Raw genomic sequence first — 21,542 nt, forward strand, 5'->3', positions numbered from 1 at the left:
GTGCCCATCGTCCCCGTTGCTTCCCCAGGAAAACTCAGTGTCCGCGGCGCCCGCGTGCACAATCTCAAGAACGTCGACATCGACATCCCCCGTGACTCGCTGGTGGTCTTCACCGGACTCTCCGGGTCGGGGAAGTCCAGCCTCGCCTTCGACACGATCTTCGCCGAGGGGCAGCGTCGGTACGTCGAGTCGCTGAGCGCCTACGCGCGGCAGTTCCTCGGCCAGGTCGACCGGCCGGACGTCGATTTCATCGAGGGGCTGAGCCCGGCGGTGTCGATCGATCAGAAGTCGACGAACCGCAACCCTCGGTCGACGGTCGGCACGATCACCGAGATCTACGACTACATGCGTCTGCTCTGGGCGCGCATCGGCGTTCCGCACTGTCCGGTGTGCGGGGAGAAGATCCAGCGTCAGACCGTCCAGCAGATCGCGGATCAGCTCATGGAGCTCCCGGAGCGCACCCGCTACCAGGTCGTCGCGCCGATCGTCTCGCAGAAGAAGGGCGAGTTCGTCGACCTCTTCCGCGAACTGGGAGCGAAGGGCTACTCCCGCGCCATCGTCGACGGCGAGCTCATCCAGCTGGCCGAGCCGCCGACGCTCAAGAAGAGCTACAAGCACGACATCGCCGTGGTCGTCGACCGCCTCGTCGCCTCGCCGGACATCCTCGGACGCGTGACCGACTCGGTGGAGACCGCTCTCGGACTCGCCGGTGGTGTGGTGCAGATCAACTACGTCGACGGCGAGGGCGACGACGCCTGGCAGACCTTCTCGGAGAAGCTCGCGTGCCCCAACGGCCACGCGCTCACCCTCACCGAGATCGAGCCGCGCACGTTCTCCTTCAACGCGCCGTTCGGCGCCTGCCCCGCCTGCTCGGGCCTCGGCACCCGCATGTCCGTCGACGTGGACCTCATGCTCGGCGACGAAGACCTCTCGATCCGCGAGGGCGTCATCATCCCGTGGACCACACAGGGCAAGGGCCTCTTCCAGTACTACGAGCGGCTGCTCGAAGGGCTCTCCCGCGACCTCGACTTCTCCCTCGACACCCCGTGGCGCGACCTGCACTCCGACGTCAAGGAAGCCGTGCTGCGCGGAGAGAACTACAAGGTCACCGTCAAGTGGAAGAACCGCTACGGCCGTGAGATGCGCTATGCCTCCGGCTTCGAGGGCGTGGTGCCGTACATCGAGCGGCAGTACCTGCAGGCCGAGTCCGACACGCAGCGCAGCCGGTGGGGCGAGTACCTCCGCGAGGTGCCGTGCCCGGTCTGCAACGGCGACCGTCTCAAGCCCGAGGTGCTGGCCGTGCAGGTGCACGGTCACTCCATCGCCGAGGTCTCGCACCTCAGCCTCGCGGACGCCCGCGGCTTCATGGAGAAGCTGCAGCTCACCGACCGGGAGGCCAAGATCGCCGCACAGGTGCTCCGTGAGATCCGCCTGCGCCTCGACTTCCTGCTCCAGGTCGGTCTGTCGTACCTCAACCTCAGCCGTTCGGCGGGCTCGCTGTCGGGTGGTGAGGCCCAGCGCATCCGCCTCGCCACGCAGATCGGCTCCGGTCTGACCGGCGTGCTCTACGTCCTCGACGAGCCGTCGATCGGACTGCACCAGCGCGACAACCGCCGACTCATCGAGACGCTGCTCACGCTGCGCGATCTCGGCAACACCCTGATCGTCGTCGAGCACGACGAGGAGACGATCGAGGCCGCGGACTGGGTGGTCGACATCGGCCCCGGCGCGGGTGTGAACGGCGGAGCGGTGGTCCACTCCGGGCCGTACTCCGCGCTTCTCGCCGACACCGACTCCATGACCGGCGATTACCTCTCGGGCCGTCGCGAGATCCCGATGCCGGCGAAGCGCCGGAAGATCGACAAGAAGCGCATGCTGAGCGTCGTGGGCGCGCGCGCCAACAACCTCCGCAACGTCACGGCCGACTTCCCGCTCGGTGTCCTCACCGCGGTCACCGGCGTCAGCGGATCCGGGAAGTCGTCCCTCGTGAACGACATCCTGTATCAGGTGCTCGCGTCGCGGCTCAACGGGGCCCGGACGGTGCCGGGCAAGCACACACGCGTGACCGGGCTCGACAACCTCGACAAGGTCGTGCACGTCGACCAGGCGCCGATCGGCCGCACCCCGCGATCGAACCCGGCGACCTACACCGGCGTCTTCGACCGCATCCGCACGCTCTTCAGCGAGACCCCCGAGGCGAAGGTCCGCGGTTACCAGCCCGGACGCTTCAGCTTCAACGTCAAGGGCGGACGCTGCGAGGCCTGCTCGGGTGACGGCACGATCAAGATCGAGATGAACTTCCTCCCGGACGTGTACGTGGACTGCGAGGTGTGCCACGGCAAGCGGTACAACCGCGACACCCTGGCCGTGCACTACAAGGGCAAGAACATCGCCGAGGTGCTGGAGATGCCCATCGAGGAGGCGGCCGAGTTCTTCGAGCCGATCCAGGCCATTCACCGCTACATGAAGACCCTGGTCGACGTGGGGCTGGGATACGTGCGCCTCGGGCAGTCGGCGACGACGCTCTCCGGCGGTGAGGCGCAGCGCGTGAAGCTCGCGACCGAGCTCCAGCGCCGCAGCAACGGTCGGAGCATCTACGTGCTCGACGAGCCGACGACGGGTCTGCACTTCGAAGACGTGCGCAAGCTCCTCGAGGTGCTGAACGGTCTGGTCGACAAGGGCAACACGGTCATCGTGATCGAGCACAACCTCGACGTGATCAAGTCGGCCGACTGGGTGATCGACCTGGGTCCGGAGGGCGGTTCCGGCGGCGGCACGATCCTCGCCACCGGCACGCCGGAGCAGATCGCGCGGGTCGAGGAGAGCCACACCGGCCAGTTCCTCGCCGAGATCCTGGGTGAGGGGCGCTCTGCGCGGAAGGCCAGCTGATGGCCGACGTGCTGCCGTACAAGCCCCGGGCGGGCGAGATCCCGACCGACCCGGGGGTGTACCGGTTCCGCGACGCCAACGGACGGGTGCTGTACGTCGGGAAGGCGAAGAACCTCCGTCAACGGCTGTCGAACTACTTCGCTCCGTTGCGGACCCTGCACGAACGCACGCGCCGGATGGTGACGACGGCCGCGTCCGTCGAGTGGACGGTCGTGCCCACCGACGTCGACTCTCTGCAGCTCGAGTACATGTGGATCAAGGAGTTCGATCCGCCGTTCAACGTCAAGTACCGGGACGACAAGTCGTACCCGTTCATGGCGGTCACGCTGGGGGACGAGGCCCCGCGGGTGCTGGTCACCCGCAACCGGAAGATCCCCGGGGCCCGCTACTTCGGTCCCTATCCGAAGGTCTGGGCGGTGCACGAGACCATCGACCTGATGATCAAGGCGTTCCCGATCCGCACCTGCAGCGACGCGAGCTACAAGCGGGCGATGCAGACCGGACGGCCGTGCTTCCCCGGGCAGATCGGCAAGTGCGGCGGGCCGTGCTCGATGACGGTGTCGATCGAGGAGCATCGCGCCATGGTCGACGATTTCGTCGCGTTCATGGCGGGCGGTGACGAACGCTTCACCCGCGAGCTCACGCAGCGCATGCTCGCCGCGTCGGCGGCCATGGACTACGAAGCGGCCGCGAAGTACCGCGACAAGCTCTCGGCGATCGAGGCCGTGCTCGGCAAGAGCGCCCTCGTCCTCCCCGCCGACGAGGACGCCGACCTGTTCGGCATCGCCGAGGACGAGCTCGCCGCCGCCGTGCAGCACTTCGTCATCCGCGGCGGTCGTGTCCGAGGGGTCCGGGCCCTGACGATCGAGAAGGAGATCGACATCTCGGGCGGCGACCTCGTGGAGCAGGTCCTCCAGCAGGCATACGGCGAGGCCCAGGACGTGCCGCGCCGCATCCTCGTCCCCGTGCTTCCCGACGACGCCTCCGAGCTGGAGGTGTGGCTGCGCGGACGCCGGGGCCGGAAGGTCGAGATCGCGGTGGCGCACCGCGGCCAGCGCGCCGACCTCATGCGCACGGCCACCCTGAACGCCCAGCAGGCGCTGATCAGGCACAAGACGCGTCGGACGAGCGACTACGTCGCGCGCACGCAAGCGCTCACCGATCTCCAAGAGGCGCTGGGGATGGAGGAGGCGCCGCTCCGGATCGAGTGCTTCGACATCTCGCACCTCGGGGGCACGAACGTGGTGGCGTCCATGGTCGTGTTCGAGGACGGGCTGCCGCGCAAGGACCAGTACCGCACGTTCAACATCGCGGAGACCACCGACGACACCGACTCGATGTATCAGGTGCTGCGTCGTCGGCTCGCCTACCTCGACCGCCCGGAAGAACAGGAGACCGTCGACCCCACCACCGACGAGGTGGTCGCGGAAGACGTCGGCGAGGCGGGGGTGCGCCGGAAGCCCCGGTTCGCCTACCCGCCGCAGCTGCTGCTCGTCGACGGCGGTCAGCCGCAGGTCGAGGCCGCCGCGCGGGCCCTTCGCGACGCCGGACACACGGAGATCGCCGTCTGCGGCATCGCCAAGCGTCTGGAGGAGATCTGGTTGCCGGGAGACGACTTCCCGGTCATCCTGCCGCGGACCAGCGAGTCCCTCTACCTGCTCCAGCGCCTTCGCGACGAAGCGCATCGGTTCGCCATCACGCACCAGCGGAAGAAGCGCAAGAAGGACATCACGACGGTGCTCGCCGAGGTCCCGGGCCTCGGCGCTTCCCGGATCAAGGTCCTCCTCAAGCACTTCGGCTCGGTCACCGCGCTGCGCGCCGCCGAACCTCAGCAGATCCAGGAGGTCCAGGGGATCGGTCCGGTGCTCGCCCAGAACATCCATACGCACCTGTCCACTCGCTAGGCTGGGAGGCCGAGGGGGAGAAGGAGCAGTGAGCGATGTCTGACGGGGAACAGGGCGAATTCCTCATCGTCACCGGGATGTCCGGCGCGGGTCGGACGACAGTGGCGAACGCGCTGGAGGATCTGAGCTGGTACGTCGTCGACAACCTGCCGCCGCAGATCCTCCGACCGCTGCTCGATCTCACGGGTATGGGGGGAGACTCGCTGCCGAAGGTCGCCGCGGTGGTCGACGTGCGAGGACGCAACCTCTTCGACGACTTCCCGGGGGTCGCTCGCGTGCTGCGTACACGCGGATCCATCCGCGTGCTCTTCCTCGACGCCTCGGACGACGTCCTCGTCCGTCGCTTCGAGGCCGTGCGGCGCCCGCATCCACTGCAGGGCGACGGCACCCTCCTCGACGGCATCCGCACCGAGCGCGCCCGGCTCGCCCCGATCCGCGAGGCCGCGGATCTCGTGATCGACACCTCGGCGTTGAACATCCACCAGCTCGCGACCAAGGTCTCCGACATCTTCTCGGAGGAGGGCGAGGCGCGACACCGGGTCACCCTGCTCAGCTTCGGCTTCAAGTACGGTCTGCCCACCGACGTCGACGTGGTGGCCGACATGCGATTCCTCCCCAACCCGTACTGGAACGAAGACCTGCGGGGCCTCACCGGACAGGACGAGACGGTACGCGAGTACGTGCTCTCCCGGGACGGCGCGGAGGAGTTCCTCGACGCCTACGCGAAGGCTCTCGTGCCCGTCCTCGAGGGGTACCAGCGCGAGAACAAGAGCCACTCCACGATCGCCATCGGGTGCACGGGAGGCAAGCACCGTTCGGTCGCCATGTCCGAGGAGCTCGCCCGTCGACTGGCGGGGATCCCGGGCGTCGCGGTCAACGTCCGCCACCGTGACCTCGGCAGGGAATAGGCCCCCGAGCGAGTAAGCTGGAGGTTTGCGTCGCGACCCGGCGCGTGAACGTGAAGGAGTCTCGTGGCACTAACCACCGACGTCAAGGCTGAGCTCGTCAGCATCCGCAATGCACCCCCGACGGTGCGCGTCGCTGAGGTGACGGCCATCCTCCGGTTCGCCGGTGGTCTGCACTCCATCGCCGGCCGTGTGGCGGTGGAAGCGGAGGTCGATGCCGAGACCCTCGCCCGCCGTGTGGCCCGTGACCTCGCCGAGATCTACGGCGTCCGTCCGGAGATCGCCCAGGTACAGTCGAGCACCGCCAACGACGGCGCCCGCTGGGCCGTGCGCGTCATCGCGCAGGGGGAGACCCTGGCCCGCCAGACCGGACTGCTCGACCAGCGTCGCCGCCCGGTCCGCGGACTCCCGAACCGCCTCACCACGGGTTCCCGTGCGGAGGTCGCCGGTCTCTGGCGCGGGGCGTTCCTCGCCGCGGGGACGCTCAGCGAGCCGGGCCGCTCCGCCATGCTCGAGGTCGCCTGCCCGTCGTCGGAGGCCGCCATGGCGCTCGTGGGTGCCGCTCACCGTCTCGGGGTCGCCGCGAAGGCCCGCGAGGTCCGCGGGCTTCCCCGCGTGGTCGTCCGCGAGGGCGAGGCCATCCGCACCATCCTCAGCGAGATGGGCGCCCAGCGCACCGCCCTCGCCTGGGAAGAGCTGCGACAGCGCCGCGAGGTGCGCGCCGGCGTGAACCGCCTCGTCAACTTCGACGACGCGAACCTGCGCCGTTCCGCGCAGGCGGCCGTGGCGGCATGCGCCCGCGTCGAGCGCGCTCTGGAGATCCTGGCCGACGAGGTGCCCGACCACCTCCGTGTCGCCGGCGAGCTCCGCCTCGCGCACCGCGACGCCAGCCTCGACGAGCTGGGACACCACGCCGACCCTCCGCTCACCAAGGACGCCGTGGCCGGCCGCATCCGCCGCCTGCTGGCGATGGCGGACAAGCGCGCGCAGCAGGAGGGCATCCCGGGGACCGAGGCCGCCGTCCCCGCCGGGCTCGACGTCTGACCCGGGTGACGCCGCCCTGGACGGCGTGTCAACCCCCGGAAGGATCCGGACACCCGAGGCGTTGTCGTCAGTAGGATGAAAGTCGTCCGCTCTCCGTCGCACATCGGCGACGCGGAGCATCGGCAAGCGCCGCGGCGCGGCGCGGATTGGATGAATGCGATATGGCAACCTACACGCTCCCCGACCTTCCCTACGACTTCGCCGCTCTCGAGCCGCACATCAGCGGCAAGATCATGGAGCTGCACCACGACAAGCACCACGCGACGTATGTCGCGGGCGCCAACACCGCGCTGGAGCAGCTGGCCGAGGCCCGCGAGAGCGGCAACCTCGCGAACGTGAACAAGCTCGAGAAGGACCTCGCGTTCAACCTCGGCGGACACGTCAACCACTCGATCTTCTGGACCAACCTCTCGCCGAACGGCGGCGGCCAGCCCGAGGGCGAGCTCAAGGCGGCCATCGACGAGTACTTCGGCTCCTTCGAGAAGTTCCAGGCGCACTTCACCGCCGCTGCCACCGGGATCCAGGGTTCCGGCTGGGCCGTCCTGAGCTGGGACTCGATCGGCTCGCGCCTCATCATCCAGCAGCTCTTCGACCAGCAGTCGAACACCGCGCAGGGCACCATCCCGCTGTTCCAGCTGGACATGTGGGAGCACGCCTTCTACCTCGACTACCTCAACGTGAAGGCCGACTACGTCAAGGCCGCGTGGAACATCGCCAACTGGGAGAACGTCGCCCAGCGCCTCGAGGTCGCCCGTCAGCAGACGAACGGCCTGCTGGTACTGTCGTAATCGGGTCGCGTCCCGGCGGGCCCACGGCTCGTCGGGGCGCCATCTCAGCCAAAAAACCCGCGCATGGCGCACGCTCGACGGCGGCGCTCGGCGCATGAGAAACAGGGAGACCTGAGTGTCTGTCAAGATCGGTATCAACGGCTTCGGCCGCATCGGACGCAACTACTTCCGCGCAGCTCTCGCGCAGGGAGCAGACCTTGAGATCGTCGCGGTCAACGACCTCACCGACAACAAGACCCTGGCACACCTGCTGAAGTACGACTCGGTCAGCGGCGTCCTCGACGCCGAGATCACGTACGACGACGACAGCATCACCGTCGACGGCAAGGAGATCAAGGCCTTCGCAGAGCGTGACCCGGCCAACCTCCCGTGGGGCGAGCTGGGCGTGGACATCGTCATCGAGTCCACCGGCTTCTTCACCAACGCCGACGCCGCGCGCAAGCACATCGACGCCGGTGCGAAGAAGGTCCTCATCTCGGCCCCGGCCACGGGTGACGACCGCACCATCGTCATGGGCGTGAACGAGGAGACGTACAACCCGGAGACGGACCACATCATCTCCAACGCCTCCTGCACCACGAACTGCCTCGCGCCGCTGGCCAAGGTGTTCAACGACGCCTTCGGCATCGACCGCGGCTTCATGATGACGGCCCACGCGTACACCGCCGACCAGAACCTGCAGGACGGCCCGCACAAGGACCTCCGCCGCGCCCGCGCCGCCGCGATCAACATCACGCCGGCCTCGACGGGTGCCGCGAAGGCCATCGGTCTCGTCCTCCCGGAGCTGAACGGCAAGCTCAGCGGCTCGTCGTACCGCGTGCCGGTCCCCACGGGCTCGATCGTCGACCTCACCCTCATCACGGACCGCGAGAACCTCACGGTGGACGAGGTCAACGAGGCCTACAAGAAGGCTGCGGCCGAGGGCCGTCTGGCCGGGTACCTGCAGTACAACGAGGACCCGATCGTGTCGAGCGACATCGTGCACAACCCGCACTCGTCGATCTTCGACTCCACGCTCACCAACGTCAGCGGCAACCTGATCAAGGTCTCGAGCTGGTACGACAACGAGTGGGGCTACTCCAACCGTCTCGTCGACCTGACCGAGTACGTCGCCGAGCGCATCTGAGCTCCGACACATGACTCTGCGCACCCTGGACTCACTGGGTTCGCTCGAGGGCAAGCGCGTCATCGTCCGTTGTGATCTGAACGTCCCCCTGCGGGATGGGATCATCACGGACGATGGCCGTGTCCGCGCCTCGTTGCCGACCCTGAAGACCCTCATCGACGCGGGCGCCCGCGTCGTCGTCTGCTCGCACCTCGGCCGTCCCGACGGCGCCCCCGACCCGCAGTACAGTCTCGAGCCGGTCGCCCAGCGGCTGTCCGAGCTGCTCGGCGCGCCGGTCGCCTTCGCGGGCGACACGGTCGGCGAGGCCGCGAAGGATGCCGTGGCGTCCCTCGAGAACGGTCAGGTCGTCGTGATCGAGAACCTCCGGTTCAACCCGGGGGAGACGTCGAAGGACGACGCCGAGCGCGGTGCCTTCGCGGCGCAGCTGGCCGAGCTCGGCGACGTGCTCGTCTCCGACGGCTTCGGCGTCGTGCACCGCAAGCAGGCGAGCGTCTACGACCTCGCGAAGCTGCTGCCCTCGGCGGCCGGCCTCCTGATCGCGACCGAGCTCGACGTGCTCGACCGCTTGACGGAGAACCCGGAGCGGCCGTACGCGGTCGTGCTCGGCGGGTCCAAGGTGAGCGACAAGCTCGGAGTCATCTCCCACCTGCTGCCGCGGGTGGACCGCATCCTCGTCGGCGGCGGCATGCTCTTCACCTTCCTGAAGGCGCAGGGTCATGCCGTCGCGTCGAGCCTCCTCGAGGAGGACCAGCTCGACACCGTGCGCGGGTACATCGCCGAAGCGGCAGAGCGCGGGGTGGAGCTCGTGCTCCCGACCGACGTGGTCGTCGCCGCCTCCTTCGCCGCGGATGCGGACCACGAGGTGGCCGCCGCGGACGCGATCGAGGAGACGGCGTTCGGCTCGTCGGGCATCGGCCTCGACATCGGGCCGGAGACCGCGGCGCGCTTCGCCGAGGTCATCCGCGGGTCGAAGACCGTGTTCTGGAACGGCCCGATGGGCGTGTTCGAGTTCCCGGCGTTCGCCACGGGCACCAAGGCCGTCGCGCAGGCGCTGACCGAGGTCGACGGCCTCAGCGTGGTCGGTGGCGGCGATTCCGCCGCAGCCGTCCGTCAGCTCGGATTCACCGACGACCAGTTCGGGCACATCTCGACCGGCGGCGGCGCGAGCCTCGAATTCCTCGAGGGCAAGAAACTACCTGGGCTGGAGGTCCTCGGATGGGCGTGAGCTCCCGTACCCCGCTGATCGCGGGCAACTGGAAGATGAACCTGGATCACCTGCAGGCGGTGGCGTTCGTGCAGAAGCTGCACTGGACGCTGAAGGACGCCAAGCACGAAGACGGATCCGTGGAGGTGGCGGTGTTCCCGCCCTTCACCGACATCCGCAGCGTGCAGACGCTGATCGACGCGGACAAGATCCCGTTCGCGTTCGGTGCGCAGGACGTCTCGGCGCACGACTCCGGTGCGTACACCGGCGAGATCTCCGGGGCTTTCCTGGCGAAGCTCGACGCGAAGTACGTCATCATCGGACACTCCGAGCGTCGCGAGTACCACGCCGAGTCGGACGAGATCGTGGCCGGCAAGGTGAAGGCTGCACTCAAGCACGGACTCTCCCCGGTGATCTGCGTCGGTGAGACGGCGGAGGACCTGGAGAAGTTCGGTGCCAGCGCCGTTCCGGCCGGACAGCTCGAGGCCGCCCTCCAGGGCGTCTCCCCGTCGGCCGACATCGTCGTGGCGTACGAGCCCGTCTGGGCCATCGGATCGGGCCAGGCGGCCACCCCGCAGCAGGCGCAGGACGTCTGCGCGGCGCTCCGCGGCGTGATCGCGAAGGTCCTCGGCGACGAGGCGGCGGCCCGCACCCGCATCCTCTACGGCGGATCGGTCAAGGCGGCGAACATCGCCAGCTTCATGCGCGAGCCCGACGTGGACGGCGCCCTGGTCGGCGGCGCGAGCCTCGTCGTCGACGAGTTCGCGGCGATCATCCGCTTCGAGAAGCACGTCGGCGTGTGAGTGCGGCGGGGCTCCGGCCCCGCTGCACCGTATACTTGACCGTTACGGGGGCGCTCCGGCCCCAGCGAAAGGCTCTTTCCGTGGCAATTCTCGAGTTCGTCCTGCAGGTCGTGCTGGGCATCACCAGCGTCCTGCTGACTCTCCTCATCCTCTTGCACAAGGGTCGCGGCGGCGGCCTGTCCGACATGTTCGGCGGCGGCATGACCACTGCGGTCGGCTCCTCCGGTCTCGCGGAGCGGAACCTGAACCGCTTCACCGTCGTCCTGGCGCTCACGTGGTTCATCGCCATCGTGGCGCTCGGCCTCATCACGAAGTTCGAGGTGATCTGATGGCTACCGGTGGAAACGCGATCCGCGGTACCCGTGTCGGTTCCGGTCCCATGGGGGAGCAGGACCACGGCTACCACGCCGACCGCATCGCGGTATCGTACTGGGACGGTCTCGGCAACGAGACGGTCCGCTACTTCGCCGCCGGTCTCCCCGAGGAGGAGATCCCGGAGATCATCGACCACCCGCAGTCCGGTCTTCCGGCCGGGCGCGACAAGGAGAACCCTCCTGCCGTCGCCAAGGCCGAGCCGTACAAGACGCACCTGGCCTACGTGAAGGAGCGTCGCACGGACGAGGAGGCCGTCCAGCTCCTGGAGGACGCCCTCACCCAGCTTCGCGAGCGTCGGGGTCAGTGACCGCCGACTGAGCGAGAGGAGAAGCCGCCGTGGTGACCACGGCGGCTTCTTCCGTCTCAGCGGCAGCCGGCGGCCGCGTCGATGTAGTTCTGCGGGGGATACCCGTAGGCCCAGACCCCGTTCGCGTCGTCCGTGAAGCCCATGCTGATCGCCCAGGCCGTCGCCCACTTCTCGATGCTGTCCTGGGTGGATGAGTCGTACATGCCCTCGCACTTCACGCTGATGGCATGGCCCACCTCGTGGGCGACGAGCGCCCTGCTGCGTTCGGCAGGCCACTGCTCGGCGACCGAGTCCGACAGCTGGATGACCGCGCGTCCCGGCTCGTCCCACCACCAGGTGGTGTACCCGCCCATGCTGCCGTTGTACCCGGCGCCGTTGACGACAGGGGCCCAATCGAACTCCAGCAGGACCCCGGGGGCGAGGGACCGTGCGAAGGCCTCGACCTCGAGCCGGGCGTTCCGCAGCGGACCGGCCTTCTCCGCGAGCTCCGCGTCCTCGGCCGCGACGACATCAGTGGCCGCCTTCTGCAGGGCGACGTAGGCGGCCGCGGCTGCGTCGTCGACCTCGGTGACGGCGCGCGCATCCGCGGCGGCTCCGCGCAGGGCGATCACGGCGGCGTTGCGGGTCGACGGATGCGCGCTCTCGAAGGCGCCGGCGGCCTCGGCCGCGGCGGTGAGCACGGCCACGCCGTTCGTCCGGACCGCGTCCACGCTCGCGGCGGCGGACGTGGAGGCGCTGTCCATCGACTCGGCGACGTCGCGCAGGATGCTCTGGTCCTCGGCGAGACGGCTCGTCGCGGCGAAGAGCTCCCAGAACCAGCCGGGTTTCGCCTCGTCGGCCGGAAGTCGCGTCGCGAGGACGTCCTCGGCCTCGCCGCCGGTGGTCTCGCCCTCCGCCACGGCGGAGTCCAGGGCCGCCCAGAGGTCCTCGGGAACGGCAAGGGCGGGCGCACCGGTGTCGACGATGACATGCCCGGCGTCCGTCGCCGCGATCAGGTCGGCGGTCCGCTGCCGGAGTTCCGTCTGCTGGGCGGTCACCGATCGGGTGGCGTCCTCGACTCCGCTGGCGGCCTCGTCGTATCCCTGGCTCGCGACGAGCTGCGTGATGCCGAGACCGCTCAGCACCACGACCGCGCCGATGGTGACGGCGAGGACGCCCCTCATCCTTCGCCGGTCGCGCGGCGGCCGGGGGACGCCGGACGCGGAGGAGAGGACGGGCGGGAGACGATGCCCACCCGGAGCCGGCCCCGTGGCGGTCGCGGCAACCGACGGCGGAGGGGCGGTCACGAGGCGCTCATCTCGGCAGGCCTTCCGGTCGGGAGCTGATCCTGTCAGCGTATTCGACCGAGGTGACGACGTGGAGGGGGTGACGGGAATCGAACCCGCGCAATCAGTTTGGAAGACTGAGACTCTACCATTGAGCTACACCCCCGGAACCGGAGTCCGGACTCCATCGATCATAGCGGACGGTCGGGCGTGCTCCGGTCCGTTAGACTCGATGGGGCTGAATCTGCGTGCGGATTCCCCGGGGCGTAGCTCAGCTTGGTAGAGCGCCCGCTTTGGGAGCGGGAGGTCGCAGGTTCAACTCCTGTCGCCCCGACTCGATCCCACGACCTTCCAGCCGCGTTCCGCGCGGAAACCACAAGGAGAACACACCAGCATGGCGAACAGCACCGTCGAGAAGCTGACCCCGACCCGGGTCAAGCTCACCATCACGGTCACCCCGGACGACCTCAAGCCGAGCATCGCGCACGCCTATGAGCACATCGCGCAGGACGTCCAGATCCCCGGCTTCCGCAAGGGCAAGGTGCCCGCCCCCATCATCGACCAGCGCATCGGCCGCGGCGCCGTCATCGAGCACGCCGTCAACGAGGGCCTGGACAAGTTCTTCCGCGAGGCGACCGCCGAGCACAAGCTCCGCATCGTCGGCCGCCCGTCGGCCGAGATCACGCAGTGGCCGAACGAGAAGGACTTCTCGGGCGACCTCCTCGTCGACGTCGAGGTCGACGTGCGCCCGGAGATCGAGCTCCCCGACTACGAGGGCATCACCCTCGAGGTCGACGCCGTGGAGGCCGACGAGGCCGCCCTCGACGCCGAGCTGGAGAACATGCGCGCCCGCTTCGGCACTCTCATCCCCGTCGACCGCCCGGCAGCCAAGGGCGACTTCGTCGAGCTGGACCTCGTCGCCACCATCGACGGCGCCGAGATCGACCGCGCCGAGGGCGTCTCCTACGAGATCGGTTCCGGCGAGCTCCTCGAGGGCATCGACGACGCGATCGAGTCGCTCACCGCCGGTGAGGACACCACCTTCCGCTCCGCCCTCGTCGGTGGCGACCACGCCGGCAAGGAGGCGGAGGTCTCCGTCACCGTCAAGGCCGTCAAGGAGCGCGAGCTCCCCGAGGCCGACGACGAGTTCGCGCAGATCGCGAGCGAGTTCGACACGATCGCCGAGCTGCGCGACAGCCTGCGCGAGCGCGTGGAGCAGCAGGGCGTCTTCACGCAGGGCTCCGCCGCCCGCGACAAGCTCGTCGAGACGCTGCTCGCGCAGATCGAGATCCCGGTCCCGCCGCAGCTCATCGAGGACGAGGTGCACAACCACCTCGAGGGCGAGGGCCGTCTCGAGGACGACGTGCACCGCGCCGAGGTGACCGAGGCCAGCGAGAAGCAGTTCCGCACGCAGGTGCTGCTCGACACGATCGCCGAGCAGGCCGACGTGCAGGTCTCGCAGGAGGAGCTCTCGCAGTACCTCATCCAGTCCGCGGCGCAGTACGGCATGGCTCCGCAGGAGTTCGTCGAGGCGCTGCAGTCCTCGAACCAGCTGCCCGCGCTGGTCGGCGAGGTCGCCCGGAACAAGGCGCTCGCGATCGCCCTGGGCAAGGTCAAGGTCGTGGACACCAACGGCAAGGCCGTCGATCTCTCCGACTTCGTCGTGACCGACGACGAGGCCGAGGCCGAGGGCGAGAAGGCCCCCGAGGCCGAGGAGAAGCCGACCGCGAAGAAGAAGGCCCCCGCCAAGAAGGCGGCCGCCAAGAAGGACGCCGACGCGGACGAGAAGCCCGCCGCGGAGAAGAAGCCCGCCGCGGAGAAGAAGCCTGCCGCCAAGAAGCCGGCGGCGAAGAAGGCTCCGGCCAAGAAGGACGCCGACACCGCCGAGTGATCGGCACGGTCGAGTGAAGAGGGCGGGTGCTGCGGCATCCGCCCTCTTTCTCATCGAGGGAAGGACGACAGGATGACGAGCTGGGACGACCGCATCGAGCAGGTGTGGGCGGAGGCCTCCGGAGAGGAGGTCGGCGACGAGACGATCGCCCGCATCGACGCCCTCGCCGCCGAACGGGGTGCGGACGACGCCCGGGCCGAGTTCGAGCGCGCCGGTGCGCGCGATTCCGCCGGCCGCCCGGCGGAGGCCGTGGAGCTGTACCGCCGCGCTCTGGCCCTCGGCCTCGACGAGGAGCATCGCCCTCAGTGCGTGATCCAGCTCGCGAGCTCGCTGCGCAACCTCGGGGACTACGACGAGGCGCTGCGGGTGATCCGCGCCGAAGAGGAGATCGCGGCGGACGGGCCGTATCGGGACGCGGTCGCGGTGGTGCACGCCCTCATCCTCGCGAGTGCCGGCCGGCCCGCGCAGGGCCTGTCGGTGGCCATCCTCGCGCTCGTCCCGCACCTGCCGCGCTACCACCGGTCGATGACGGCGTATGCGCACGAGATCGCCGGCAGCGACACCTGATATGCCGACGGCGAACACGACCTAGGGGCTGTGCGCGCGCCGGTAGATTCGAATCACTGAAACACGGAAGCAGGAGCTGACATGGCTGAACCCCTCGTCGCGACAAGCGTCTTCGACAGGTTGCTGAAGGACCGCATCATCTGGCTCGGCTCGGAGGTGCGAGACGACAACGCCAACGAGATCTGCGCGAAGATCCTCCTTCTCGCCGCCGAAGACTCCGAGAAGGACATCTACCTCTACATCAACTCGCCCGGCGGCTCGATCACCGCGGGCATGGCGATCTACGACACGATGCAGTTCGTGCCGAACGACATCGTCACCGTCGGCATCGGCATGGCCGCGTCCATGGGCCAGCTGCTGCTGACGAGCGGCACCAAGGGCAAGCGCTACATCACGCCGAACGCCCGCGTGCTGCTGCACCAGCCGCACGGCGGCTTCGGCGGCACCGCGAGCGACATCCAGACCCAGGCGCAGCTCATCCTGTCGATGAAGAAGCGCCTCGCCGAGATCACGGCGTCGCAGACCGGCAAGCCCGTCGAGCAGATCAACGCCGACGGCGACCGCGACCGCTGGTTCACGGCGGAGGAGGCCCTCGAGTACGGCTTCGTCGACCACATCCGCGAGCACGCCAGCGACGTCACCGGCGGCGGCGGCACGGGCGTCGAGTAAGGATTCGAGAGGACACCATGTACACACCCACGTTCCAGTCCGCCGGAAACCTGCCCTCCAGCCGTTATGTGCTGCCGCAGTTCGAGGAGCGCACCGCCTACGGCTTCAAGCGCCAGGACCCGTACAACAAGCTGTTCGAAGACCGCGTGATCTTCCTCGGCGTGCAGGTCGACGACGCGTCGGCCGACGACGTCATGGCGCAGCTCCTCGTCCTGGAGAGCCAGGACTCCGAGCGCGACATCACCATGTACATCAACTCGCCCGGTGGCTCCTTCACCGCGATGACGGCGATCTACGACACGATGCAGTACGTCGCGCCGCAGATCCAGACCGTCGTGCTCGGCCAGGCGGCCTCGGCCGCCTCCGTGCTGCTCGCGGCGGGTGCCCCCGGCAAGCGTCTGGCGCTGCCGAACGCCCGCGTGCTGATGCACCAGCCGGCGATGGGGGAGGCCGGGCACGGTCAGGCCTCCGACATCGAGATCCAGGCGGCGGAGATCCTCCGCATGCGCACCTGGCTGGAGGAGACCATGGCCCGTCACACCGGCAAGCCGGTCGAGCAGGTCAACCGCGACATCGATCGCGACAAGATCCTCTCGGCCAACGAGGCGCTGGAGTACGGCATCGTCGACCAGGTGCTCACCTCGCGCAAGCGCGCGTAGTCCGCACCCGCAGAAGAGGACGCCCGTCGATCGACGGGCGTCCTCTTCGCGTCTCCGGCGGATGCGCGCGGGAGGATGGCGCGAATGCGCATATGAGCAGATGGGTGCGCGAACGCTGAATCCGGCCTACCCTGGAAGAGGAAGGAGGACACCGTGGAAGAAGATCTGCTCATGGTCCGGGTCGCCGAGCTGTACTACGACGAGGACAAGACGCAGGACGAGATCGGTGGTCTCCTGAAGATCTCCCGGTGGAAGGTCGGGCGCCTCCTCACGCAGGCGCGGCAGCGCGGCATCGTCCGCATCGAGATCGTCCACCCGCGGGCCCGTCGACTCGGCCTCGAGCGCGAGCTCGTGGAGCGCTTCGGCCTCACCGACGCCGTGGTCGTCCCCTCTCCCGAGGGTGACGAGGGCACCCTGGAGCGCGTCGCTCAGGCGGCCGCCGACTTCCTGACCGCCCTCCGCCCTGTTCCGCGCACCCTCGGGGTGAGCTGGGGCAAGACGCTCCGCGCCGTGGCCGAGGCCCTGCCCGACGGCTGGGCGAACGGCGTCACCGTCGTGCAGCTCAACGGCGGCGTCAGCCTCAACCGGCGCTCGGGCGGGGCCGCGGGACTCGCGGTGACCATCGCCCAGCGCGCCTCCGGCCAGGTCTCCCTGCTGCCGAGCCCCGCGATCCTGGAGCACGTCGAGACGAAGCAGGCCATCGAAGGGGACCGCACCGTCGCGGCCGTGCTGGAGGAGGCCGCGGACGCCCAGGCGTTCCTCTTCACCGCCGGACCGTGCGATGCGACCTCCGCCCACGTCGAGAACGGCTATCTCACCGCCGACGATGTGGAGGAGCTCGCGCGCCGCGGCGCCGTCGGCGACGTCCTCGGACGCTACGTCGACGCCGAGGGCAACATCGTCGACCCGCAGCTGGACGCCCGCACGGTCGGCGTCTCGCTCGACCGCCTGCGCGGCGCCGCGCGGGCCATCTTCGTGACGGCGGGCCCCGCCAAGCACGACATCGCGCGCACGGTCGTGACCAGCGGCCTGTGCGGGGTCCTGGTGACCGATGAGACCACAGCACGAGCATTGTTGGAGGAACAGTGACGACGACAGAACTCAGCCGCAGGACGGCGGTGGACGTCCTCGGCGGTGAGCCGGACGACGCGACCCTCCGTCGTTTCCTGCACGGCCTCCCCGGCGTGGACGCCGTCGGGCTGGAGCAGCGCGCTGCCGGCCTCGGCACGCGCTCGATCAAGACCACGTCGAAGGCGTGGGCGCTGGACACGATCATCAAGCTGATCGACCTGACCACCCTGGAGGGCGCGGACACCCCCGGCAAGGTACGGTCCCTCGTCGCCAAGGCGAAGAACCCCGACGCCGCCGACCCCTCGACGCCCCGCGTCGCCGCGGTCTGCGTCTACGGCGACATGGTCGCCGGCGCGGTCGAGGCCCTCGGCAGCCTGCACGGCGACCCCGACGACGGCCTCATCTCGGTCGCCGCCGTGGCCACCGCCTTCCCGAGCGGCCGGTCCTCCCTCGCGATCAAGCTCGCCGACACCGCGGAGGCGGTCGCGGCCGGCGCGGACGAGATCGACATGGTCATCGACCGCGGCGCCTTCCTGTCCGGCCGCTACGGGCTGGTGTACGACCAGATCGCCCAGGTCAAGGAAGCGTGCCGCCGCGAGGACGGCTCGTACGCCTCGCTCAAGGTGATCCTCGAGACCGGCGAGCTGAACACGTACGACAACATCAAGCGCGCCTCTTGGCTCGGCATCCTCGCCGGCGGCGACTTCATCAAGACGTCGACCGGCAAGGTGCAGCCGGCGGCGACGCTGCCGACCACGCTGCTCATGCTGGAGACGGTGCGCGACTGGTATCGCGGGACGGGCGAGCGCATCGGCGTGAAGCCCGCCGGCGGCATCCGCTCGTCGAAGGACGCGGTCAAGTACCTGGTGACCGTCGCCGAGACCGTGGGGGAGGAGTGGCTCCAGCCGCACCTGTTCCGCTTCGGCGCCTCGAGCCTTCTCAACGACGTGCTCCTGCAGCGCCAGAAGCTCACCACCGGCCACTACTCCGGCCCCGACTACGTCACGATCGACTGATGCTTCGACAAGCTCAGCAACCCAAGGGATTGAAATGAACTTCCTGGAATACGCTCCGGCTCCGGAGTCCACGGCGGTGCTGAACCTCAAGGACAGCTACGGGCTGTTCATCGACGGCGAGTTCGTCGACGGCTCCGGCACACCCTTCCGCACCATCTCCCCGGCGACGGAGAAGGAGATCGCCGAGATCGCCTCCGCCGACGACGCGGACATCGACCGCGCCGTCGCCGCGGCACGTCGCGCCTACGACAAGGTCTGGTCGCGCATGAGCGGCCGCGACCGGGGCAAGTACCTGTTCCGCATCGCCCGTCTCGTGCAGGAGCGCGCCCGCGAGCTGGCCGTCGCCGAGAGCCTCGACAACGGCAAGCCGATCAAGGAGAGCCGCGACGTGGACGTGCCCCTCGTCGCGTCCTGGTTCTTCTATTACGCGGGGTGGGCCGACAAGCTCGACTACGCCGGTCTGGGCGCGAACCCGCGCGCGCTGGGCGTCGCCGGGCAGGTCATCCCGTGGAACTTCCCGCTGCTGATGCTCGCGTGGAAGCTCGCGCCCGCGCTGGCGGCCGGCAACACGGTCGTGCTCAAGCCTGCCGAGACCACGCCGCTGACGGCGCTGATCTTCGCCGAGATCCTGCAGCAGGCCGATCTTCCCGCCGGTGTGGTGAACATCGTCACCGGGGCCGGGGCGACCGGTGCCGCCCTGGTCCGTCACCCGGACGTCGACAAGGTCGCCTTCACCGGCTCGACGGGTGTCGGTCGCGACATCGCCCGGGCTGTCGCGGGGACGAACAAGAAGCTGACGCTGGAGCTGGGCGGCAAGGCCGCGAACATCGTGTTCGACGACGCGCCGATCGATCAGGCGGTCGAGGGCATCGTCAACGGCATCTTCTTCAACCAGGGCCACGTCTGCTGCGCCGGGAGTCGTCTGCTCGTGCAGGAGTCGATCCACGACGAGGTCGTCGACCGGCTGAAGAACCGGCTGTCGACGCTGCGTCTCGGCGACCCGCTCGACAAGAACACGGACATCGGCGCGATCAACTCCGCGGCGCAGCTCGCCCGCATCCGCGAGCTGAGCGACATCGGCGAGGCCGAGGGCGCGGAGCGCTGGACCGCCGACTGCGCGATCCCGGAGCAGGGCTTCTGGTTCGCTCCGACGATCTTCACCGGCGTCGAGGCCTCGCACCGCATCGCCCGCGACGAGGTGTTCGGCCCGGTGCTGTCGGTCCTCACCTTCCGGACGCCCGCCGAGGCGATCGCGAAGGCCAACAACACCCCGTACGGTCTCTCCGCCGGCATCTGGTCCGACAAGGGCTCGCGCATCCTCGCGGTCGCGGATCGGCTGCGGGCGGGCGTCGTGTGGGCGAACACGTTCAACCGTTTCGACCCGTCGAGCCCGTTCGGCGGGTACAAGGAGTCCGGGTTCGGCCGCGAGGGCGGTCGCCAGGGGCTCACCGCCTACCTCAAGGGAGCCGCAGCATGAGCAAGCGACTGACCGTTCCGAAGACCTACAAGCTCGCCATCGGCGGGGCCTTCCCCCGTAGCGAGTCAGGACGCACGTACGAGGTCGTCTCCCGCAAGGGCGCCTTCCTCGCCAACGCGGCCAAGGCCTCCCGCAAGGACGCTCGCGATGCGGTCGTCGCCGCGCGCGCCGCCGTCAAGGGCTGGTCGGGGGCGACGGCCTACAACCGCGGCCAGGTGCTCTACCGCGTCGCCGAGGTGCTCGAGGGGCGCCGCGCGCAGTTCGTCGACGAGATCGTGGCGCAGGAGGGCATCTCGTCCTCGGCGGCCACGGCCCAGGTCGACGAGGCGATCGACCTCTGGGTCTGGTACGCCGGCTGGTGCGACAAGTACGCCCAGGTGGCGGGCAACGCCAACCCCGTCTCCGGTCCGTACTTCAACATCTCGGTGCCAGAGCCCACCGGTGTGGTCGCCATCGTGGCCCCGCAGGACTCGGCGCTGCTCGGCCTGGTCTCCGTCGTCGCCCCGGCCCTCGTCGCCGGGAACACCGTCGTCGTGGTCGCGAGCGAGCAGTACCCGCTCTCCGCGATCAGTCTCGCCGAGGTGCTCGCGACCAGCGACGTCCCCGGCGGCGTGGTCAACGTGCTCACCGGTTCGCCGGCCGAGATCGCCCCCTGGCTCGCCTCGCACCAGGATGTGAACGCCCTCGACCTCGCCGGCGCCGGTGCGCTGGAGTGGGTGGACATGCAGATCGCCGCAGCAGACACGCTGAAGCGCGTGCTCGCCCCCGGTGACGTGGTCGCCTCGCCCGAGCGGATCGCCGCTTTCACCGAGGTCAAGACGGTCTGGCACACGAAGAGCATGGTCTGACGACGCGTGCGGATGACCGAGGGCCCCGTCGTGCACCCGCACGGCGGGGCCCTCGTCGTGCGCGCAGCGTGCGCGTGCCGCCGGTGCTGTGGTTTCATGGCCGGATGATGGCGATCTCCGGCGTTCGCGCCCGCCCTGGGCGTGTGACGCTCGTGCTCGCGGCGATCCTCGTGCTCGGCGGATGCGCTGCCGCGCCGGCTGACGTGGGCGCAGGAGAGCCGACGCCGACCGTGACGCCCACCGCCGCCTGCCCGCAGGTGGACGGCGCCGAGCTTCCGCCGGAGTGTGCGCCGTACGACCCGGAACACGCGATGGAGCAGAACGACCGACATCGTGAGCGGATGGACACGTCGGCCGAGGCGCGGGCGGCCGCCGAGCAGCCGGTGGCGGATCTCCGCGTGCGTCTCGAAGCGCTGCGCACGGAGAGCGCGATCTCCGTGACCGCCGTCGAGGGCGCCTTGCGCGAGGCCGGGCTCGTCCATCACGTCGCCCGGGGAGATGCCCGCGCAGTGGCGTTCGGGGCCGACGGTCCCGCGGGTGGCTGCGTCTTCGGAGAAGTGCGTCCGGACGAGGTCCGTGTCGAGGTCGGCGGATACATCATGGACGGTGGCTGCCTCCCCGCGGAATGACGGGGAGACACCGTCATCCGCCGGACCCGCCGAACGACTCGTCGCCAATGCGGCCCGGTGTCGTATGCAGCGGTTAGGCTCGAAGAACGATCCTGATCCCCCCGA

At 69.2% G+C, this 21,542-nt stretch carries 20 protein-coding genes and 2 tRNA genes; 20 read left to right on the forward strand and 2 right to left on the reverse strand.

What is annotated here, in order from left to right:
* From uvrA to ACIQID_RS01020, 10 genes are all read left to right on the forward strand, one after another.
* The gene (gene uvrA / locus ACIQID_RS00975; RefSeq protein WP_312672151.1) at window positions 1-2,889 is read left to right on the forward strand and encodes an excinuclease ABC subunit UvrA; all 2,889 of its coding nucleotides are present in this window, start codon (window positions 1-3) and stop codon (window positions 2,887-2,889) included.
* Window positions 2,889-4,793, forward strand: a complete 1,905-nt coding sequence (gene uvrC / locus ACIQID_RS00980; protein WP_400281200.1) for an excinuclease ABC subunit UvrC — start codon at window positions 2,889-2,891, stop codon at window positions 4,791-4,793. The genes uvrA and uvrC overlap by 1 nt, the downstream gene beginning before the upstream one ends.
* A 35-nt stretch (window positions 4,794-4,828) precedes the next feature.
* Window positions 4,829-5,701: an RNase adapter RapZ gene (gene rapZ, locus ACIQID_RS00985; protein WP_312672153.1), complete on the forward strand. Its 873-nt coding sequence runs from the start codon at window positions 4,829-4,831 to the stop codon at window positions 5,699-5,701.
* A gap of 63 nt (window positions 5,702-5,764) precedes the next feature.
* A complete protein-coding gene (gene whiA, locus ACIQID_RS00990) occupies window positions 5,765-6,742 on the forward strand; it encodes a DNA-binding protein WhiA (RefSeq protein ID WP_060921191.1) in 978 nt (325 codons plus the stop codon).
* A gap of 161 nt (window positions 6,743-6,903) precedes the next feature.
* Window positions 6,904-7,530 (forward strand): superoxide dismutase, encoded by a 627-nt coding sequence (locus ACIQID_RS00995; RefSeq protein ID WP_025105027.1) that lies wholly within the window; start codon window positions 6,904-6,906, stop codon window positions 7,528-7,530.
* Between the two features lie 115 nt (window positions 7,531-7,645).
* Window positions 7,646-8,656 (forward strand): type I glyceraldehyde-3-phosphate dehydrogenase, encoded by a 1,011-nt coding sequence (gene gap / locus ACIQID_RS01000; RefSeq protein ID WP_025105026.1) that lies wholly within the window; start codon window positions 7,646-7,648, stop codon window positions 8,654-8,656.
* A gap of 10 nt (window positions 8,657-8,666) precedes the next feature.
* Complete coding sequence (locus tag ACIQID_RS01005; protein ID WP_400281207.1) at window positions 8,667-9,881, forward strand: phosphoglycerate kinase; 1,215 nt, start codon at window positions 8,667-8,669, stop codon at window positions 9,879-9,881.
* A complete protein-coding gene (tpiA, locus tag ACIQID_RS01010; RefSeq protein ID WP_025105024.1) occupies window positions 9,872-10,663 on the forward strand; it encodes a triose-phosphate isomerase in 792 nt (263 codons plus the stop codon). The genes ACIQID_RS01005 and tpiA overlap by 10 nt, the downstream gene beginning before the upstream one ends.
* 80 nt (window positions 10,664-10,743) lie before the next feature.
* The gene (secG, locus tag ACIQID_RS01015; RefSeq protein WP_025105023.1) at window positions 10,744-10,992 is read left to right on the forward strand and encodes a preprotein translocase subunit SecG; all 249 of its coding nucleotides are present in this window, start codon (window positions 10,744-10,746) and stop codon (window positions 10,990-10,992) included.
* Window positions 10,992-11,345: an RNA polymerase-binding protein RbpA gene (locus ACIQID_RS01020; protein WP_025105022.1), complete on the forward strand. Its 354-nt coding sequence runs from the start codon at window positions 10,992-10,994 to the stop codon at window positions 11,343-11,345. The genes secG and ACIQID_RS01020 overlap by 1 nt, the downstream gene beginning before the upstream one ends.
* A gap of 56 nt (window positions 11,346-11,401) precedes the next feature.
* Here the strand turns inward: ACIQID_RS01020 and ACIQID_RS01025 are convergent, their stop codons facing one another.
* Together ACIQID_RS01025 and ACIQID_RS01030 are read right to left on the reverse strand one after the other, a co-directional pair.
* Window positions 11,402-12,508 carry a hypothetical protein gene (locus ACIQID_RS01025; RefSeq protein ID WP_312672162.1) on the reverse strand — a complete coding sequence of 369 codons (1,107 nt, stop codon included), beginning with the start codon at window positions 12,506-12,508 and terminating at the stop codon, window positions 11,402-11,404.
* 194 nt (window positions 12,509-12,702) lie between these two features.
* Window positions 12,703-12,776, reverse strand: a tRNA-Gly gene (locus tag ACIQID_RS01030).
* A 94-nt stretch (window positions 12,777-12,870) separates the two neighbouring features.
* On the opposite strand from ACIQID_RS01030, the gene ACIQID_RS01035 reads away from it, so the two are divergent.
* The 10 genes from ACIQID_RS01035 to ACIQID_RS01080 all read left to right on the forward strand — a co-directional run bounded on the left by ACIQID_RS01035 (window position 12,871) and on the right by ACIQID_RS01080 (window position 21,437).
* Window positions 12,871-12,944, forward strand: a tRNA-Pro gene (locus ACIQID_RS01035).
* 60 nt (window positions 12,945-13,004) lie between these two features.
* A complete protein-coding gene (gene tig / locus ACIQID_RS01040; RefSeq protein ID WP_331203027.1) occupies window positions 13,005-14,501 on the forward strand; it encodes a trigger factor in 1,497 nt (498 codons plus the stop codon).
* A gap of 72 nt (window positions 14,502-14,573) precedes the next feature.
* Window positions 14,574-15,068 carry a tetratricopeptide repeat protein gene (locus tag ACIQID_RS01045; RefSeq protein WP_025105019.1) on the forward strand — a complete coding sequence of 165 codons (495 nt, stop codon included), beginning with the start codon at window positions 14,574-14,576 and terminating at the stop codon, window positions 15,066-15,068.
* Window positions 15,069-15,149: 81 nt separating this feature from the next.
* Window positions 15,150-15,737, forward strand: a complete 588-nt coding sequence (locus tag ACIQID_RS01050) for an ATP-dependent Clp protease proteolytic subunit (protein ID WP_025105018.1) — start codon at window positions 15,150-15,152, stop codon at window positions 15,735-15,737.
* 17 nt (window positions 15,738-15,754) lie between these two features.
* Complete coding sequence (locus tag ACIQID_RS01055; protein WP_025105017.1) at window positions 15,755-16,396, forward strand: ATP-dependent Clp protease proteolytic subunit; 642 nt, start codon at window positions 15,755-15,757, stop codon at window positions 16,394-16,396.
* A 153-nt stretch (window positions 16,397-16,549) separates the two neighbouring features.
* The gene (locus tag ACIQID_RS01060; protein ID WP_187661738.1) at window positions 16,550-17,485 is read left to right on the forward strand and encodes a sugar-binding transcriptional regulator; all 936 of its coding nucleotides are present in this window, start codon (window positions 16,550-16,552) and stop codon (window positions 17,483-17,485) included.
* Window positions 17,486-17,514: 29 nt separating this feature from the next.
* Window positions 17,515-18,483 (forward strand): deoxyribose-phosphate aldolase, encoded by a 969-nt coding sequence (gene deoC / locus ACIQID_RS01065; protein WP_400285595.1) that lies wholly within the window; start codon window positions 17,515-17,517, stop codon window positions 18,481-18,483.
* 34 nt (window positions 18,484-18,517) lie between these two features.
* Entirely contained in the window at window positions 18,518-19,960 is a 1,443-nt protein-coding gene (locus ACIQID_RS01070; protein WP_312672165.1) for an aldehyde dehydrogenase family protein, read from the forward strand.
* Entirely contained in the window at window positions 19,957-20,808 is an 852-nt protein-coding gene (locus tag ACIQID_RS01075) for an aldehyde dehydrogenase family protein (protein ID WP_259954546.1), read from the forward strand. Before ACIQID_RS01070 ends, ACIQID_RS01075 begins: the two co-directional genes overlap by 4 nt.
* A 104-nt stretch (window positions 20,809-20,912) precedes the next feature.
* Window positions 20,913-21,437, forward strand: coding sequence for a hypothetical protein (locus tag ACIQID_RS01080; RefSeq protein ID WP_400281218.1), 525 nt, complete (start codon window positions 20,913-20,915; stop codon window positions 21,435-21,437).
* The last annotated feature ends 105 nt before the right edge of the window (window positions 21,438-21,542 follow it).

It is taken from the genome of Microbacterium sp. NPDC091676 (assembly GCF_044756645.1).
Classification (GTDB): Bacteria; Actinomycetota; Actinomycetes; order Actinomycetales; family Microbacteriaceae; genus Microbacterium; species Microbacterium paraoxydans_D.